The organism is Arthrobacter sp. E70 (assembly GCF_058266945.1).
On record NZ_JBYQFR010000007.1, the window covers coordinates 183,192 to 198,316 of the forward strand.

17 protein-coding genes are annotated in these 15,125 nt (G+C 65.9%); 12 read left to right on the forward strand and 5 right to left on the reverse strand.

The genetic code is table 11. The features are described from left to right. The first annotated feature begins 152 nt into the window (after positions 1–152). The 11 genes from arfA (at position 153) to AC3IMC_RS11060 (ending at position 9,381) form a co-directional block, all read left to right on the forward strand. Positions 153–1,688 carry an arabinosylfuranosidase ArfA gene (gene arfA, locus AC3IMC_RS11010; RefSeq protein WP_490918593.1) on the forward strand — a complete coding sequence of 512 codons (1,536 nt, stop codon included), beginning with the start codon at positions 153–155 and terminating at the stop codon, positions 1,686–1,688. A 59-nt stretch (positions 1,689–1,747) separates the two neighbouring features. Further along, complete coding sequence (locus AC3IMC_RS11015; protein ID WP_490918594.1) at positions 1,748–2,335, forward strand: HhH-GPD-type base excision DNA repair protein; 588 nt, start codon at positions 1,748–1,750, stop codon at positions 2,333–2,335. Continuing rightward, positions 2,336–3,340: a LacI family DNA-binding transcriptional regulator gene (locus tag AC3IMC_RS11020; RefSeq protein ID WP_490918595.1), complete on the forward strand. Its 1,005-nt coding sequence runs from the start codon at positions 2,336–2,338 to the stop codon at positions 3,338–3,340. A gap of 94 nt (positions 3,341–3,434) precedes the next feature. Beyond that, positions 3,435–3,992 carry a cysteine hydrolase family protein gene (locus tag AC3IMC_RS11025; protein ID WP_490918596.1) on the forward strand — a complete coding sequence of 186 codons (558 nt, stop codon included), beginning with the start codon at positions 3,435–3,437 and terminating at the stop codon, positions 3,990–3,992. A gap of 84 nt (positions 3,993–4,076) precedes the next feature. Next, a complete protein-coding gene (locus tag AC3IMC_RS11030) occupies positions 4,077–4,379 on the forward strand; it encodes an urease subunit gamma (RefSeq protein ID WP_490918597.1) in 303 nt (100 codons plus the stop codon). Positions 4,380–4,390: 11 nt separating this feature from the next. Further along, positions 4,391–4,744 (forward strand): urease subunit beta, encoded by a 354-nt coding sequence (locus AC3IMC_RS11035; protein ID WP_490918598.1) that lies wholly within the window; start codon positions 4,391–4,393, stop codon positions 4,742–4,744. Further along, positions 4,741–6,471: an urease subunit alpha gene (gene ureC, locus AC3IMC_RS11040; RefSeq protein ID WP_490918599.1), complete on the forward strand. Its 1,731-nt coding sequence runs from the start codon at positions 4,741–4,743 to the stop codon at positions 6,469–6,471. Before AC3IMC_RS11035 ends, ureC begins: the two co-directional genes overlap by 4 nt. 15 nt (positions 6,472–6,486) lie before the next feature. Continuing rightward, positions 6,487–6,972: an urease accessory protein UreE gene (gene ureE / locus AC3IMC_RS11045; protein ID WP_490918600.1), complete on the forward strand. Its 486-nt coding sequence runs from the start codon at positions 6,487–6,489 to the stop codon at positions 6,970–6,972. A 144-nt stretch (positions 6,973–7,116) separates the two neighbouring features. Then, positions 7,117–7,785 carry an urease accessory protein UreF gene (locus tag AC3IMC_RS11050; protein ID WP_490918601.1) on the forward strand — a complete coding sequence of 223 codons (669 nt, stop codon included), beginning with the start codon at positions 7,117–7,119 and terminating at the stop codon, positions 7,783–7,785. Between the two features lie 25 nt (positions 7,786–7,810). Continuing rightward, on the forward strand, positions 7,811–8,428 hold the full coding sequence (gene ureG / locus AC3IMC_RS11055) for an urease accessory protein UreG (RefSeq protein WP_490918602.1): 618 nt from the start codon (positions 7,811–7,813) through the stop codon (positions 8,426–8,428). Then, positions 8,425–9,381, forward strand: a complete 957-nt coding sequence (locus AC3IMC_RS11060) for an urease accessory protein UreD (RefSeq protein ID WP_490918603.1) — start codon at positions 8,425–8,427, stop codon at positions 9,379–9,381. Before ureG ends, AC3IMC_RS11060 begins: the two co-directional genes overlap by 4 nt. A gap of 118 nt (positions 9,382–9,499) precedes the next feature. Here AC3IMC_RS11060 and AC3IMC_RS11065 read toward each other — a convergent pair whose 3' ends face one another. The 5 genes from AC3IMC_RS11065 to AC3IMC_RS11085 form a co-directional block, all read right to left on the reverse strand. Further along, a complete protein-coding gene (locus tag AC3IMC_RS11065) occupies positions 9,500–9,949 on the reverse strand; it encodes a transferase (RefSeq protein WP_490918604.1) in 450 nt (149 codons plus the stop codon). An 87-nt stretch (positions 9,950–10,036) separates the two neighbouring features. Further along, positions 10,037–10,696, reverse strand: a complete 660-nt coding sequence (locus AC3IMC_RS11070; RefSeq protein ID WP_490918605.1) for a GntR family transcriptional regulator — start codon at positions 10,694–10,696, stop codon at positions 10,037–10,039. 117 nt (positions 10,697–10,813) lie between these two features. Then, positions 10,814–11,845 carry a transketolase family protein gene (locus tag AC3IMC_RS11075; RefSeq protein ID WP_490918606.1) on the reverse strand — a complete coding sequence of 344 codons (1,032 nt, stop codon included), beginning with the start codon at positions 11,843–11,845 and terminating at the stop codon, positions 10,814–10,816. Continuing rightward, a complete protein-coding gene (locus tag AC3IMC_RS11080; protein ID WP_490918607.1) occupies positions 11,842–12,738 on the reverse strand; it encodes a transketolase in 897 nt (298 codons plus the stop codon). The genes AC3IMC_RS11075 and AC3IMC_RS11080 overlap by 4 nt, the downstream gene beginning before the upstream one ends. 36 nt (positions 12,739–12,774) lie before the next feature. Next, positions 12,775–14,112 carry an MFS transporter gene (locus AC3IMC_RS11085; RefSeq protein WP_490918608.1) on the reverse strand — a complete coding sequence of 446 codons (1,338 nt, stop codon included), beginning with the start codon at positions 14,110–14,112 and terminating at the stop codon, positions 12,775–12,777. A gap of 183 nt (positions 14,113–14,295) precedes the next feature. Between AC3IMC_RS11085 and AC3IMC_RS11090 the strand changes: the two genes are divergently transcribed. Next, positions 14,296–15,120 carry a sugar phosphate isomerase/epimerase family protein gene (locus AC3IMC_RS11090; RefSeq protein ID WP_490918609.1) on the forward strand — a complete coding sequence of 275 codons (825 nt, stop codon included), beginning with the start codon at positions 14,296–14,298 and terminating at the stop codon, positions 15,118–15,120. Positions 15,121–15,125: the final 5 nt, after the last annotated feature.

Here is a 15,125-nt window from a genome sequence, read left to right on the forward strand (position 1 = left end):
GCCGTGACGGTCCGGGTGTATGCGTAGGCGGTACCTGTTTTTCGGATTAGGTAGTACTTGCGCACGGGCCACGTCCACACCCTTGACTCCTGCCTCAGCATCGCCAACACTGTTTCTATAACGTTGTAAAAATCCGAAGCAAGGATGTATTCGTGACCGCGACAGAACCCGTAACGCCGGCCAGCGCCTCCCTCACCATCGATCCCGCCTTCGCGGTGGGGCCCGTGAGGCGGCGCACGTTCGGCGCCTTCGTCGAGCACCTTGGCCGCTGCGTCTACACCGGCATCTTCGAGCCGGAGCACCCGAAAGCGGACGAGGACGGCTTCCGCACCGACGTGCTCGGGCTGACCCGCGAGCTGGGCGTCTCCACCGTGCGGTACCCGGGCGGCAACTTTGTGTCCGGCTACCGCTGGGAAGACGGGGTTGGTCCCAGGGGCCAGCGCCCGGTCCGCCTTGACCTGGCCTGGCACTCCACCGACCCAAACTCCGTTGGCGTTGACGAATTCGCCAAGTGGTCCGCCAAAGCAGGCGTGGAGCCCATGATGGCCGTGAACCTGGGAACCCGCGGGGTCCAGGAAGCGCTGGACCTCCTGGAATACTGCAACATCGACGGCGGTACGGCCCTTTCGGAGCAGCGGCGTGCCAACGGAGCAGCGGAGGGCTACGGCATCAGGATGTGGTGCCTGGGCAACGAGATGGACGGCCCCTGGCAGATCGGCCACAAGAATGCCCTGGAGTACGGCAGGCTCGCAGCGGACACTGCCCGCGGAATGCGCATGATCGAGCCGGACCTGGAGCTGGTTGCCTGCGGCAGTTCCGGGCCCACCATGGCGACCTTCGGCGAGTGGGAACGGGTGGTCCTGTCCGAAACCTACGAGCTGGTGGACCTGATCTCGGCACACCAGTACTTCGAGGACTTCGGTGACCTGCAGGAACATCTGGCCGCCGGGCACAAGATGGAAGCCTTCATCCGGGACATCGTGAGCCACATTGACCATGTGAAGTCCGTGAAGAAGTCCACCAAACAGGTGAACATCTCCTTCGACGAGTGGAACGTCTGGCACATGAGCCGTGACGCATCCAAGGTGCCCACGGGCAAGGACTGGCCGGTGGCTCCGGTCCTGCTGGAGGACACCTACACGGTGGCCGACGCCGTTGTGGTGGGTGACCTCCTGGTCACGCTGCTGCGCAACACGGACCGGGTCCATTCCGCCAGCCTCGCGCAACTGGTGAACGTCATCGCCCCGATCATGACCGAGCCCGGCGGCCGCGCCTGGAAGCAGACCACGTTCCACCCGTTCGCCCTGACCTCCCGGCACGCCTCCGGCACCGTGCTGCAGCTTGCCGTGGAATCCCCCCTGGTGAGCGGCGGCAAGACGGCCGGCTTCGCTGCCCTGTCCGCCGTCGCAACCCATGACGCGGACAAGGGTGAGGCCGTGGTGTTCGCGGTGAACCGTTCGGCTGACCAGGCGCTCACGCTGGATGCCGCCGTGGCCTCACTGGGGAATGTGCGGGTGGTTGAGGCGGTGACCTACGCCAACAAGGATCCGTACTGGCAGGCCAGCGCCGACGATTCCACGTCCGTCCTGCCGTCCGAGAACGGCACGGTCAAGGTCGACGGCGGACGCCTTACCGCGGAGCTTCCGGCAGTGTCCTGGTCCATGATCCGGCTGGCCGTCACTTCCTGACCGGGCCGGCTGGAAGGGCGAAGGCGTCCTTATGACGACGGCGGGCCGCAGGTGGGAGGATGGACGGCATGGAACTGCACATCACGGGGGACCCCGCCGCGGACAAGTTGTTGAGTGAGGACGCCTTCGCCCTGCTGACCGGCATGCTGCTGGACCAGCAGGTCACGATGGAATCGGCGTTCGCCGGCCCGGAAAAGATCCGGACGCGGATCGGGTCGCTGAAGCCCGAAGCCATTGCCGCCCACGACCCCGCGGCCTTCGTGGAAATGTTCAAGGAACGCCCCGCCGTCCACCGCTTCCCCGGCTCCATGGCTGCGCGGGTGCAGGCGCTCGCCGAGGCGGTCCAGAACGAGTGGGACGGCGACACCGCCGCAATCTGGACCAAGGGTTCGCCCGACGGCGCCGAGGTGCTGCGCCGGCTCAAGGCCTTGCCCGGTTTCGGCGAGCAGAAGGCCAAAATCTTCCTGGCGCTGCTGGGCAAGCAGCGGGGCCTCGAAGCTCCGGGATGGCGGGAGGCCGCAGGGCACTACGGGGAGGAAGGTTCCTACTTGTCCGTGGCCGACATCGTTGACCCGGAATCCCTCGCCAAGGTCCGTGCCAGCAAGCAGGCGGCCAAGGCTGCCGCGAAAGCAGGGAAAGAACGCTAAATGGCAGTCACCATGAACGACGTCGCGAGGGCAGCGGGCGTTTCCCTCAAGACTGTCTCCAATGTCCTGAACGACTACGAGTTCATCCGCCCCGCCACCAAGCAGCGGGTGCAGGACGCCATCGCGGAACTGGGCTACGAAGCCAACCTCACCGCGCGCAGCCTCCGTTCCGGCAAGACCTCCATGCTGGGGCTGGTCCTGTCAGACCTCTCAGCGCCGTACTACGCCGAGCTGGCGTCCAGGCTGATGAAGGCTGCCTCCCGCCACGGTTACCGTGTGCTGGTGGAGCAGTCCGACGCCGATCCGTCCGTGGAGCTCGGCACCCTGCAGGGGACGTTCCGGCAGCTCACGGACGGGCTGCTGTTCACCCCTCTGGCCATCGACGCCGACCAGATCGCTTCCCGGGCCGGCAGCAAGCCCGTCGTCCTGCTGGGCGAGCACATCATGGATCCCCGCTTCGACCTGGTCACCATGAAGAACGAGGAGGCCGCAGCCGCCCTCACCGCGCACCTGCTGGCAGCCGGCCGCCGTCGGATCGCCGTGATTGGTGCCCGCCCGGATGAGTCAGACGGGAGCGCCGGGCTGCGCCTGAACGGATACCGCAAGGCGCTGGATGATGCGGGCCTGGCGTTCGACGCCGGGCTGGTCGCCCCCGCTGAATGGCGCCGGGACGCCGGGGCTGCTGCAGTTGCCGGACTCCTTGACGCCGGGGTGGAGTTCGATGCCGTGTTTGGCCTGAACGACGTGCTCGCCCTCGGCGCCCTGCATGAGCTGCTGATCCGCGGCGTCAAGGTGCCCACGGACGTGGCGGTTGCCGGCTTCGACGACATCGATGAGGCCCGGTTCGCCTCCCCGTCCCTGACCACGGTCTCCCCGGGCATGGACGAAATCGCGGAGCGCTCCATAGCTCTGCTGCTGGACAGGGTGGCCGGGCGTGAAACCGCAGAGACGGGTGTGCACGTGAAGGCAGAATTCGAGCTGAAAATCCGAGAGTCGGCGCCCTGATACGTCCCCAAACCGGGGTTCGTCCCATACCCCGGTTTTGTCCGCGCGCGAACGGGTACCTTTTCCGCACCGGATCAACGACGAAAGGTGCCACGTGATTGCCCTCCTGGTCATCGATATGCAGAACGCATTCTTCGAAGCCCCCGAACTGGCGGCCCAGCAGGATCGGGTGGTCAGCGAGTGCAACAAGCTGCTGGAAGGGTTCGAGGCAGCCGGGCACAAAGCGCTCCTGGTGGGCACCGAACACGAGCGGGACAAGTCCACCTGGACCCTCAGCATGCTCGATGACGACCAGGGATTCATCTTCCGCGGCAGCGACCAGGCCCAGTCCGTGCCCGGCCTCATCACCGACGGGCTGCCCCAGCTGAACAAGACCAGGGACAGCGCCTTCGTGGGGACCAACCTGCTGGCCCGCCTGCGGAACTGGGGTGCGGAGGAGGTGGTGCTCGCCGGCGTCTCGACCCATAACTGCATCGCCCAGACCGCCGCGGATGCGTTTGCACACAACATCCGGGTGACCTACGCGAAGGATGCCATGGCCTCCGAAGCCGACCAGGACGCCGCCGACATGCTCCGCATCCTCTCCACCACCTACCGCCAGCCCGTCCAGTCCAGCGAGGAGATCCTCGCCCGGCTCACCGGCACGCGCTGAGTCCGGCCCCCTGATACTCCGGAAACGTGGTGGAAACCTTCCCGGCCTACGCTGGTCGCACGCCCCGCCGTCGAAGGGAATCCCATGCATCTGATGCCGCGTGAGCAGGAAAAGCTCCTGATCGTGGTGGCCGCCGACCTTGCCCGCCGACGGCAGGCGCGCGGCCTCAAACTGAATTACCCCGAGGCCGTGGCCATCATCAGCTACGAACTGATCGAGGGAGCCCGCGACGGCCGTACCGTGGCCGACCTCATGAGCTACGGCACCACCCTGCTCACCCGCGAGGACGTCATGGAAGGCGTGCCCGAGATGATCCACGACGTGCAGATCGAGGCCACCTTTCCGGACGGCACCAAGCTCGTCACCGTCCACAGTCCCATCCGCTAGGGAGCACCGCCATGATTCCAGGGGAGTACGTCCTTCGGCCGGAACCCATAACGGCTAACGCCGGGCGGGAGGCCATCGAGGTTGCCGTGACCAACACCGGAGACCGGCCCGTCCAGGTGGGTTCGCACTTCCACTTCGCCGAGGCCAACGCCGCCCTGGCCTTTGACCGCGCCGCCGCTTACGGGCGCCGCCTGGACATCCCGGCCGGAACGGCGGCACGGTTCGAGCCGGGGGACTCACGGAGCGTGCGGCTGATCGAACTCGCCGGGTCGCGTGAAGTGTACGGCCTCAGCAACGCAGTCAACGGAAAGCTCGACGGCGGCACCCGCCAGGTCGGGTCGGTCACGGAAGGGGACAGCCAGTGAGTTTCGAGATTCCCCGCCGGCAGTACGCCGACCTGTACGGACCGACCAGCGGCGACAAGATCCGCCTGGCAGACACCGAACTGTTCCTTGAGATCGAGCAGGACCTCACCGTCTACGGCGAGGAGGTGGTGTTTGGCGGCGGCAAGGTGATCCGCGATGGCATGGGCCAGAACGGCCAGGCCAGCCGTGACGAAGACATTCCGGACACCGTCATCACCAACGCGGTCATCCTGGACTTCACCGGCGTCTACAAAGCCGACGTCGCGCTGAAGGACGGCTACATTTTTCGGATCGGCAAAGCGGGCAATCCGCAGATCACCGACGGCGTGGACATCGTGATCGGCGCCAGCACCGAGATCATCGCCGGCGAACGGAAGATCCTCACCGCCGGCGGCGTGGACACCCACATCCACTTCATCTCCCCGGACCAGATTCCCACGGCGCTTGCCAGCGGCGTGACCACCATGATCGGCGGCGGCACGGGCCCGGCCGAAGGCACCAAAGCCACGACGGTCACGCCTGGAAAGTGGCACATCCAGCGGATGCTGCAGGCCGCCGAGGCGTTCCCCATGAACATCGGGCTGTTCGGCAAAGGGCACGCGTCCGCCGTCGAACCACTCGCCGAGCAGATCCGCGCCGGTGCCATTGGGCTGAAAGTCCACGAGGACTGGGGGTCCACCACCTCCTCCATCGACACATCGCTCACGGTGGCCGACGAGTACGACGTGCAGGTGGCCATCCACACCGACACCCTGAATGAGTGCGGGTTCGTGGAGGACACCATCCGCGCCATCAACGGCCGGGTCATCCACACCTTCCACACCGAAGGTGCCGGCGGCGGGCACGCGCCGGACATCATCAGGATCGCCGGCATGCCCAATGTCCTGCCGGCCTCGACCAACCCGACGCTGCCGTACACGCGCAACACCATCGAAGAGCACCTGGACATGCTGATGGTCTGCCACCACCTCAACCCGGACATCCCCGAGGACGTGGCCTTCGCCGATTCCCGCATCCGCGCCGAAACCATCGCTGCCGAGGACGTCCTGCAGGACCTCGGCATCTTCTCCATCACCTCCTCCGACTCCCAGGCCATGGGCCGCGTGGGCGAGGTCATCACCCGCACCTGGCAGGTGGCGGACAAGATGAAGAAGCAGCGCGGGGTGTTGGAAGATGACGACGGCGGCGCCCACGGCAGTGCGGGCAGCGACAACTTCCGCCTCAAGCGCTACGTGGCCAAGTACACCATCAACCCGGCCATCGCCCAGGGCATCGCCGACTCCGTCGGCTCCGTGGAGGTGGGCAAGTTCGCCGACCTGGTGCTCTGGGACCCCGCGTTCTTCGGCGTCAAACCTGAGCTCGTCCTCAAAGGCGGGCAAATCGCCTACGCCCTGATGGGCGACGCCAACGCCTCCATCCCCACGCCGCAGCCGCGAACCATGCGCCCCATGTTCGGCGGATTCGGCAAAGCCATCCAGCAGTGCTCCATCACGTTCCTGTCCAAGGCCGCGATCGACGCCGGCGTTCCTGAAGAGCTGGGCCTGGAGAAGGTCATCCGGCCGGTCTCCGGCATCCGGAACCTCACGAAGGCCGACCTGAGATACAACGACGCCACGCCCGACATCCAGGTTGACCCGGAAACCTACCAAGTGACGGTCGACGGCGAAGACGTCACCTGCGAGCCGTCCGACGTGCTGCCCATGGCCCAGCGCTACTTCCTCTTCTGACCTTCTGGAGCCCCCGTGATCATCGAACGCGTCCTCGGCAACCTGCACGACCTGCCGGACACCGACCTCGGCGCCTACGCCGGACTGCACCGCGAGAAAGTCGTCCTCCCCAGCGCCCAGTTGGTCAAGCGGATCCAGCGCGCCACCACGGACCACGGCAAGGAGATCGGCATCCGCCTCCCCGCCGGATCCGGGGACCTGCGCGACGGCGACATCCTCCACATCGAAGAAACCAACATGATCGTGGTTTCCGTCCTGCCCACCGACGTCCTGGTCATCGTACCCCGCACCATTCATGAAATGGGGGTCACCGCACACTCCCTCGGCAACCGGCACCTCCAGGCCCAATTCTTTGACGCGGACAGCGAGTACAAAGCCGCCGTCATGGTGTGCGCCTACGACCACACCGTCGAGGACTACCTCCGCCACCATGCCGTGCCCTACTCCCGCCAGGAACGCGTCCTCCCTGTGCCTTTCCGCCATGCTGAACACTCACACTGACTCTTCCGCGCTGCGCGACCCTCGAGGTGTCCGGGTTGGCTGCGCCGCCCGGGGATGGGGGCCGTGCCCGCTTCGCGGTGCCCGCCACGCCGCGGCCCCCATCCCCGGGCGTCGCTTGGGTTCGTCACCTTTGGCGGGCGTTCAGTGAGCGGGTATCAGCTGGCTCTTCAGCAGCTTGTTGATTCCGCTTTGCCTACTGGGGCCTTTGCGCACTCTTTTGGGTTTGAGACGTACCTCGAGCGGGAGCTCGTTCTTGATGAAGAGTCCTTCGGAATCTGGCTCTCGGCTTTTGTCTCGCAGTCGCTTGCCTACTCTGACGGGTTGGCTGTTCGGTTGTTTTATGAGGGGGTTGATCTGGGGGAGCTGGATGGGCTGCTCTCTGCTTCTCTTTTGCCCCGGCAGGTTCGGGAGGCCTCCCTCAAGATGGGGTCTCGGCTGCTTGAGATTGGTGGGGAGGTCTTCCCTTCCCCTGAGCTGGGACTGTACCGGGACCTGGTGGCCAGTGGCCGGGCCGCCGGGCACCAGCCGCTCGCGTTCGCCGTCGTCGCCCGCTCCCTGGGCGTGCCGCTGCAGGAGGCGCTCGCCGCCTACCTCTTCGCCACCGTCACCTCCCTCACGCAGAACGCCGTCCGCGCCATCCCGCTCGGCCAGAACGCCGGGCAGCGGGTGCTCCGGAAAGCGCACGACGACGTCGCTGCCGCCATCGAGGCGATCGCGCACCTCACGCCGGACGACTTTGGGGCCGTCAGCCCCGGACTGGAAATCGCACAAATGCGGCACGAACGCCAGCGTGCCCGGATGTTCATGAGCTAGCCATGCTTCACGTAGGAGGAACACCATGACTGAACCCATCAAGATCGGCATCGGCGGGCCCGTCGGCGCCGGCAAGACCCAGCTCGTCGAGCGGCTCACGCGGCACATGAGCGGTGACATCTCCATGGCCGCCATCACCAACGACATCTACACCATCGAGGACGCCAAAATCCTCGCCGCCAACGGCATCCTCCCCGTGGACCGGATCATCGGCGTCGAAACCGGCGGCTGCCCGCACACCGCCATCCGCGAAGACACCTCCATGAACACCGCCGCCATCGAGGAACTCAAATCACGGCACCCCGACCTGCAGGTCATCTTCGTCGAATCCGGCGGCGACAACCTCTCCGCCACCTTCAGCCCCGAACTCGTTGACTTCTCCATCTACATCATCGACGTGGCCCAAGGCGAGAAGATCCCGCGCAAAGCCGGCCAGGGCATGATCAAGTCCGACCTCTTCATCATCAACAAAACCGACCTCGCTCCCCACGTCGGCGCGGACCTCGCAGTCATGGAGCGGGATTCCAAAGAGTTCCGCGGCAACAAACCCTTTTGCTTCACTAACCTCAAAACCGACGAAGGGCTCGACAAGGTCATCGATTGGATAAGGCACGACGTCCTGATGCTGGATTTGGCGCAATGACCTTCAAAAGTTCCGTCGCTGAGGCACCTTGGGCGGCGCCCGCGGATGAAGGGGGCCGTGCCCGCTCCGCGGTGCCCGCCACGCCGCGGCCCCCTTCATCCGCGACCGCTGACCGCCCAGTGCGAGGCCGTTTGGAGTTGGGTATTGAAACGCGCCGCGACAGGTCCATTGCTTCCCGTCAGTTCCATGAGGGTGCCTTGCGGGTGCTTCGCCCTCATTACCTGGATGACTCCGGGCAGGTTTGTTATGTCGTCGTGAATCCTGGCGGGGCTTATCTAGGGGCGGACCTTTTCCTCATGGACGTGGAAGTCCAGGACGGGGCTGACCTATTGCTGACGACCCAGTCCGCCACCAAGGTGTACCGGACTCCGGGGTCTTTTGCTGAGCAGCGGATGACTGTGCGTTTGGGGGAGGGGTCACGGTTGGAGCTGATGCCCGACCAGCTGATCGCCTACCGCGAGGCCAGCTACCGGCAACGGACGCACATCACCGTGCGGCCTTCGTCGACGCTGGTCATGGCCGAAGTGGTGACCCCCGGCTGGTCGCCGGACGGTGCCTCGTTCCGGTACGAGGAAGTCCGGCTGCGCAATGAAATCCGTGTCCAAACGGACCACGGCACGCAACTGTTGGCGCTCGACAACCTGCTGATCCGACCGCCGCTGGGCGACGTCACCGGGCTGGGATTCATGGAAGGCCACAGCCATGTGGGCTCGCTCGTGGTGGTGGACGCGCGGGTTGACCAGGCGCTCGCCGACGAACTGCACCACTTGGCAGCCCCCCATGATGCCGTAACCGGCCTTTCCCTGACCCGCACGGTCGAAGGAACCACTGGGCTGGTGCTGCGCTCGCTGTCCAACAGCACCGGGGAACTGAACCGCCTCCTCGGTGCCTGCGCCAACCTTCTTCGGGGACGTTGGCACGGGCAGGGGCCGCTGGACCTGAGGAAGCACTGATGACGGCACTCACGAGCATCGCTGCCCTCTACCGGGACCGGGAAACCCTGCCGCTGCGGCTTTTGGGGGCACCGACTACACAGCGGCGGGAGTGCCGCAGCTGTGCGCCGCCCCGGGGCTACGCCGCCAGCCCGCCCCTGGCTTTCCGGTGCGGCCGGTGCGTTGCCCGGACGGAGGTGGTGCGGACGCGGGCAAGGACTTCAGCGCCGTCGGGCACCGTGCTGTCCGCATCCAGGTGGGCGCCGTGCTCAATCAGCACGCCCGAGCCAATCCTCGTGTGGCTGCCGACGTGGACGCGGTTGCCAATGACGGTGCCGCGCCCGATGCGCACACCGTCGCCAATGACGGTCCGGTTGCCGATCCTGGCGTCCCGGTCTATCCAGCTGCCGTGTCCGATCCGGCACCCCGGACCCACCTGCGCGCCGTGTTCCACGTAGGTCATGGGGCCGATCCGGGCGCTGTCAGCCACGATGGCACCCGGAGCGATCAGCCCGCCGCCGTTGTCGTGGCGGCTGTAGCGGGTGACCTTTCCGGCGTCGTCCTCAACTGAGACAAACTTTGCGGTCATACCATCCCTCGTTAACGCTGCGGCAATTTACCGCGCAGTAAGTTAACGGTCCACAGCCCACAGGGATTCCCGGCGGCTCCGGCGGAGTTAGGCCACCAGGTTGGCCGCGGCGGTGTCCATGTGTTCCAGGATGGTCTTGCGGGCCAGTGCGGCGTCACCAGTATCGATGGCAGCCATGATGTCCTTGTGCCGGTCGACGCTCATGTTGCTGACCCCCTTCTCCAGTCCCGCGAACATGATCGACATCCGGATGGAGCCCTCCAGCGATTCCCAGGAATGCAACAGCGTTTCGTTGCCGGTGAGCCTGCAGAGGGTGCGGTGGAATTCGAGGTCCGACTCGATCCGTTCCTCCAGTGTCCCGGCGGTGGCGTCCTCCATGGCGTCGATGGCCTTGTGCAGGGATTTGGTCACGTGCTGCCGGTCCGGCAGTTCGCACAGCGTCCGCGCGGCCAGGGATTCCAAAGCGGCGCGGACAGCGTAGATGTCCCGGATCTCCTTCTCATCCAGGTGCCGGACCGAGAGGCGGCCGCGGGGCCCGGCGGACAGCAGCCCCTCCTGCTCAAGCTGGCGCAGGGCTTCGCGAAGGGTGCCCCGGCTGATCTGCAGCATCTCGGACAGTTCGGTTTCCACCAGGTGCCGGCCGGGTTCCAGCTCACCACTGGTGATGGCGGTCCGCAACGCCGAGAGTGCCTGCTCGCGCAGGCTTTTCTTTTCCAGTCCCAGCAGCGGGGCGGTCAATCCGGCCATGGCTTGTCCTCAATGTCATAAGTCGACTGTTTACAGTCGGTAGTGAATTCGATATTACGGCAGAAAGCACGGCATCGGCCTAGGACCGGTGCCGTGCTTTCTGCATAGTTAGGGGCTCTAGCCGAGCTCGGCCAGCACCTTGGCCACAATGCGGTCCACGGCGAGGCCGTAGCGGTCGTGCAGTGTGGGCAGGGCGCCGGCGTCCAGGAACTGGTCCGGCAGCGCCACGGGCACCACGCGCTTGCCCACGCCGGCGGTGACGACGGCGGACGCAACGGTCTCGAACAGGCCGCCCACCACGGAGTGGTTTTCCAGGGTAACGGCGAGGCGGTCGGTATTGACCTCCTTGAGGACGGTTTCGGCGTCGAAAGGCTTGATCGTGGGGGTGTGCACGACGGCGACGTCCACGTTGTGTGCCTCAAGGGCCTTGGCTGCCTGCAGGGCACGCATGGTCATCAGGCCGGAGGAGATGAACACGACGTCGTTGCCGCCGCGCAGGACCTTGGCCTTGCCGAGTTCGAAGGTGTAGTCGTACTCGTCCAGGACGGTGGGAACGTTGCCGCGCAGCAGCCGCAGGTAGGTGGGGCCGTCGGAGGCCGCCAGCTGCGGGACGGCCTGCTCGATGTCCACCGAGTCGCAGGGGTCCACGATGGTCAGGTTGGGCATGCCGCGGAAGATCGCCATGTCCTCGGTGGCCTGGTGGCTGGGGCCGTATCCGGTGGTCAAGCCGGGCAGGCCGCCCACGATGTTGACGTTCAGGTTCGGTTCGGCCGCGTCCAGGCAGAGGAAGTCGTAGGCGCGGCGGGCAGCGAACACGGAGTAGGTGGAGGCGAACGGCACCAGGCCGGACTCGGCCAGGCCGGCGGCTGCACCGAAGAGCAGCTGCTCGGCCATGCCCATCTGGAAGAACCGCTCCGGGAAGGCCTTGGCGAAGATATGCATGTCCGTGTATTTGCCCAGGTCAGCGGTCAGGCCCACGATCCTGTCGTCCTCCTGGGCGGCCTTGACCAGCGCGTGCCCGAACGGCGCGGAGGAAGTCTTCTGGCCCGGGTCGGCGAACGAGGCGATCATCGCCGAAGTCTTCAGCTTCGGCTTGGCCGTTGTTGCAGCGGCTGCCGCCGTATCGGGGGCCTCGGTGGTGGTGCTCATGCTGAAGCCTTTCCTTCATAACCGGCGGTGAGCTGCTCGCGGCAGATCTGCCATTCGTTTTCTTCGATGCGCATGAAGTGCGCCTTTTCGCGATCTTCCAGCAGCGGGACGCCGCGGCCCACCTTGGTGTCGCACAGGATGACGGAGGGACGTCCGACGGCGGCCGCCTGGGCAGCTGCGTTGTCGAACGCTGCCAGCAGCGCGCCGACGTCGTTCCCGTCCACCCGCTGGGTGTACCAGCCGAACGATTCCCACTTCTCCGTCACCGGCTCGGTGCGCAGCACCGTGTCGGTCTTGCCGTCCGCCTGCAGGGCGTTGACGTCCACCATGGCGGTGAGGTTGCCCAGTTGGTGGTGGTGCGCGCCCATGGCCGCCTCCCACGTGGACCCCTCGTCCAGTTCCCCGTCGGAGAGGAAGTTGAACACCCGGGCGTCCGAGCCCTGGTAGCGCAGGCCCAGGGCCATGCCGACGGCGATGGTCAGGCCGTGGCCCAGGGAGCCGCCGGAGATCTCCATGCCCGGGGTGTAGGTGGACATGCCGGACATCGGCAGGCGGGAATCGTCCGAGCCGTAGGTTTCCAGCTCCTCCACCGGGACGATGCCGGCCTCGGCCAGTGCGGCGTAGTGGCCAATCGCGTAGTGCCCGGTGGAGAGCAGGAACCGGTCGCGGGCTTCCCAGTGCGGGTCCTCGGCGCGGAAGCGGAGCTGGTCCCCGTATACCGTAGCGAGCATGTCGGCAGCACCCAGGGCCTGGCCAACATACCCCTGGCCCTGCACCTCGCCCATATTCAGGGCGTGGTGCCTGATCCGGTACGCGGCGGCGTTAATCTTCTCCAGCCGTTCCGGGGTCACTGCGGTCCGCAGTTCGGTGTCCTGGACGGTTTCTGTAGGCATTACGTGCTCCGTGGTCGTTTCGTGCGTGGCTGTCATTCAGGCGTTGACGGTGTTGGGGGTGCTTTTGGTGGCTTCGTCGGCCAACTCGCGCTCCCGCTTGCCCCAGGTTTCCCGGGTGGCGACGGCGGCCCAGAGGCCGATCAGGGCGTAGGTGCCGAAGAGCAGCGCGGGGCCCATCCAGCCGAAGCTGACGAACAGCAGGGTGGTGATGAAGGGGGTGAAGCCGGACACCATGGCGGAGATCTGGTAGGCCAGGCTGGCGCCGGAGGCACGGGTCTTGGCCTGGAAGAGCTCCGGGAACCAGGCACCCTGGGCGCCGGCCAGCGAGTTCTGGCACACGGCGTAGGAGATGACGATCGTGAGGATGATGGCGATGAACACGCCGGTGTTGACCAGCAGGAACATGGGGATGGCGAACAATGCGGCGAAGGCAGTGGACCAGACGTACAGGGGACGGCGGCCGATGCGGTCGGTCAGGGCGGCCCAGGCCTGGGTGGCGAAGATGCCGATGGCCGAGGCAATGCAGAGGGCAATCAGCGTCTGGCTCTTGTCCGCCAGGTGCTGGCTGTTGATGTAGGAAATCATGTAGGTGATGGACACGGCGTAGCCGGCGGTCTCTGCAATGCGGAGGCCGATGCCCTTGACGATGTTGCGCCAGTCGGTCTTGATGACCTCCACGATGGGTGCCTTGACGATGGCGCCGCTGTCCTTGACCTCGTCGAAGACGGGGGACTCGGGGACCTTGGAGCGGATGATCAGGCCGACCGCCACCAGCAGGATGCTGGCCAGGAACGGGATCCGCCAGGCGAGCTCACCGCCCAGGCCCACGCTGAACAGGAAGGTCAGGTTGGCCAGCAGCAGGCCCACCGGGAAGCCTGCCTGGACGATGCCGGTGTACTTGCCCTTGGCCTTCCACGGAGCGTGCTCGTAGCTCATCAGGATGGCACCGCCCCATTCAGCGCCGAAGGCCAGGCCCTGAACGATGCGGACGAAGACCAGCAGCGCCGGAGCGAGTAGGCCGACAGCGGCGTAGGTGGGCAGCAGGCCGATCGCGAAGGTTGCCAGGCCCATCAGGATCAGGGATGCGACCAGGACGGGCTTGCGGCCTACCTTGTCGCCGAGATGGCCGCCGATGATGCCGCCGAGGGGGCGGGCTGCGAAGCCGACGCCCAGGGTTGCAAAGGAGGCGAGCGTGCCGGTAACCGGATCGCTCCCGGGGAAGAAGGCAGTTCCGAAATACAGTGCGGCAGCGGTGCCGAAGCCGATGAAGTCATACGTCTCAATCACGGCCCCCACGCCGGATCCGATGGCAACTCGCCGGGCGTCCTTGGTGCCGTGGACGGGGCCGCGCATGGTCAGAGCATCTTTGCTCATGGAGGTTCCCTTTCGAAAAGCGGCTTTGGAAGTCCGCTGTCGACTGTTAACAAATGATACGCCCCTAGTGTGACCGAGATCATTTTCACTGTCAACAGTCGACTTTTAGAGTTGACTGTTGACAGTTAACGCAAGTACTGTGGTCGCCATCACTACTGCTTGGCACGAACCAAAGGATCAACGATGTTCCACTCCCGACTCGGGTGTTCCTCCATCAGCTTCCGGCACCAGGAACTGGGCGAGGCCCTCCGCACCATGAAGGAGCTGGGGTTCGAAGAGATAGACCTGGGCGCCCTGCCCGGGGTCTGCAACCACGTTCCCTATGAGCTCGATGCTGCGGCCGTTGAAGCCGTATCGGCCGAGGTCAACGCGTCGGGCCTCCGGGTGCGCTCCGTCAACGGAGACATCGGGGACCTGAATGCAGTACTCGACGCTGATGCCCAGGCGGCGCGCCGGCGCCACCTGGACGCACTGCTCACCCTCACCTCGAACATCGGTGCCAAGGCTCTCGTCCTGCCCTGCGGGGCCCTCAACCACGAACCCGTGGGCAGTGAAGACGAGGACCTGGACCTCATCGCCGCCCAGCTGATCGGTGCCGGACGGCGTGCGGCGGAGTTCGGCGTCGAACTCTGGACCGAATCCCTGCACTTCCTGCGCTTCTGCTGGAACCTGGACCGTGCGGCAAAGCTGGCGGACCGTCTGGCCGGATCCGGCGTCGGCATCGTCATGGACTTCAGCCACATCGTGGCCGCCGGCGAGGACGTCCAGGCCTACCTGGACCGGCATGCCCGCCGGATCAGCCACGTCCACCTCCGCGATGCCGTGCCGGGGAACATCAACCTCAGCATCGGCAACGGAAACGCCGACTTCGCCGGCGGCCTGAAGCGGCTGGCCGCGGACGGCTACGCCGGCCACTTCTCCCTCGAACTCGAAACCCGGGACGTTACGCACGACGAACGGCCCGCGGCCGCCGCCAAGGCAGCCAGCTTCATCACCGACCTTCTCTAACCATC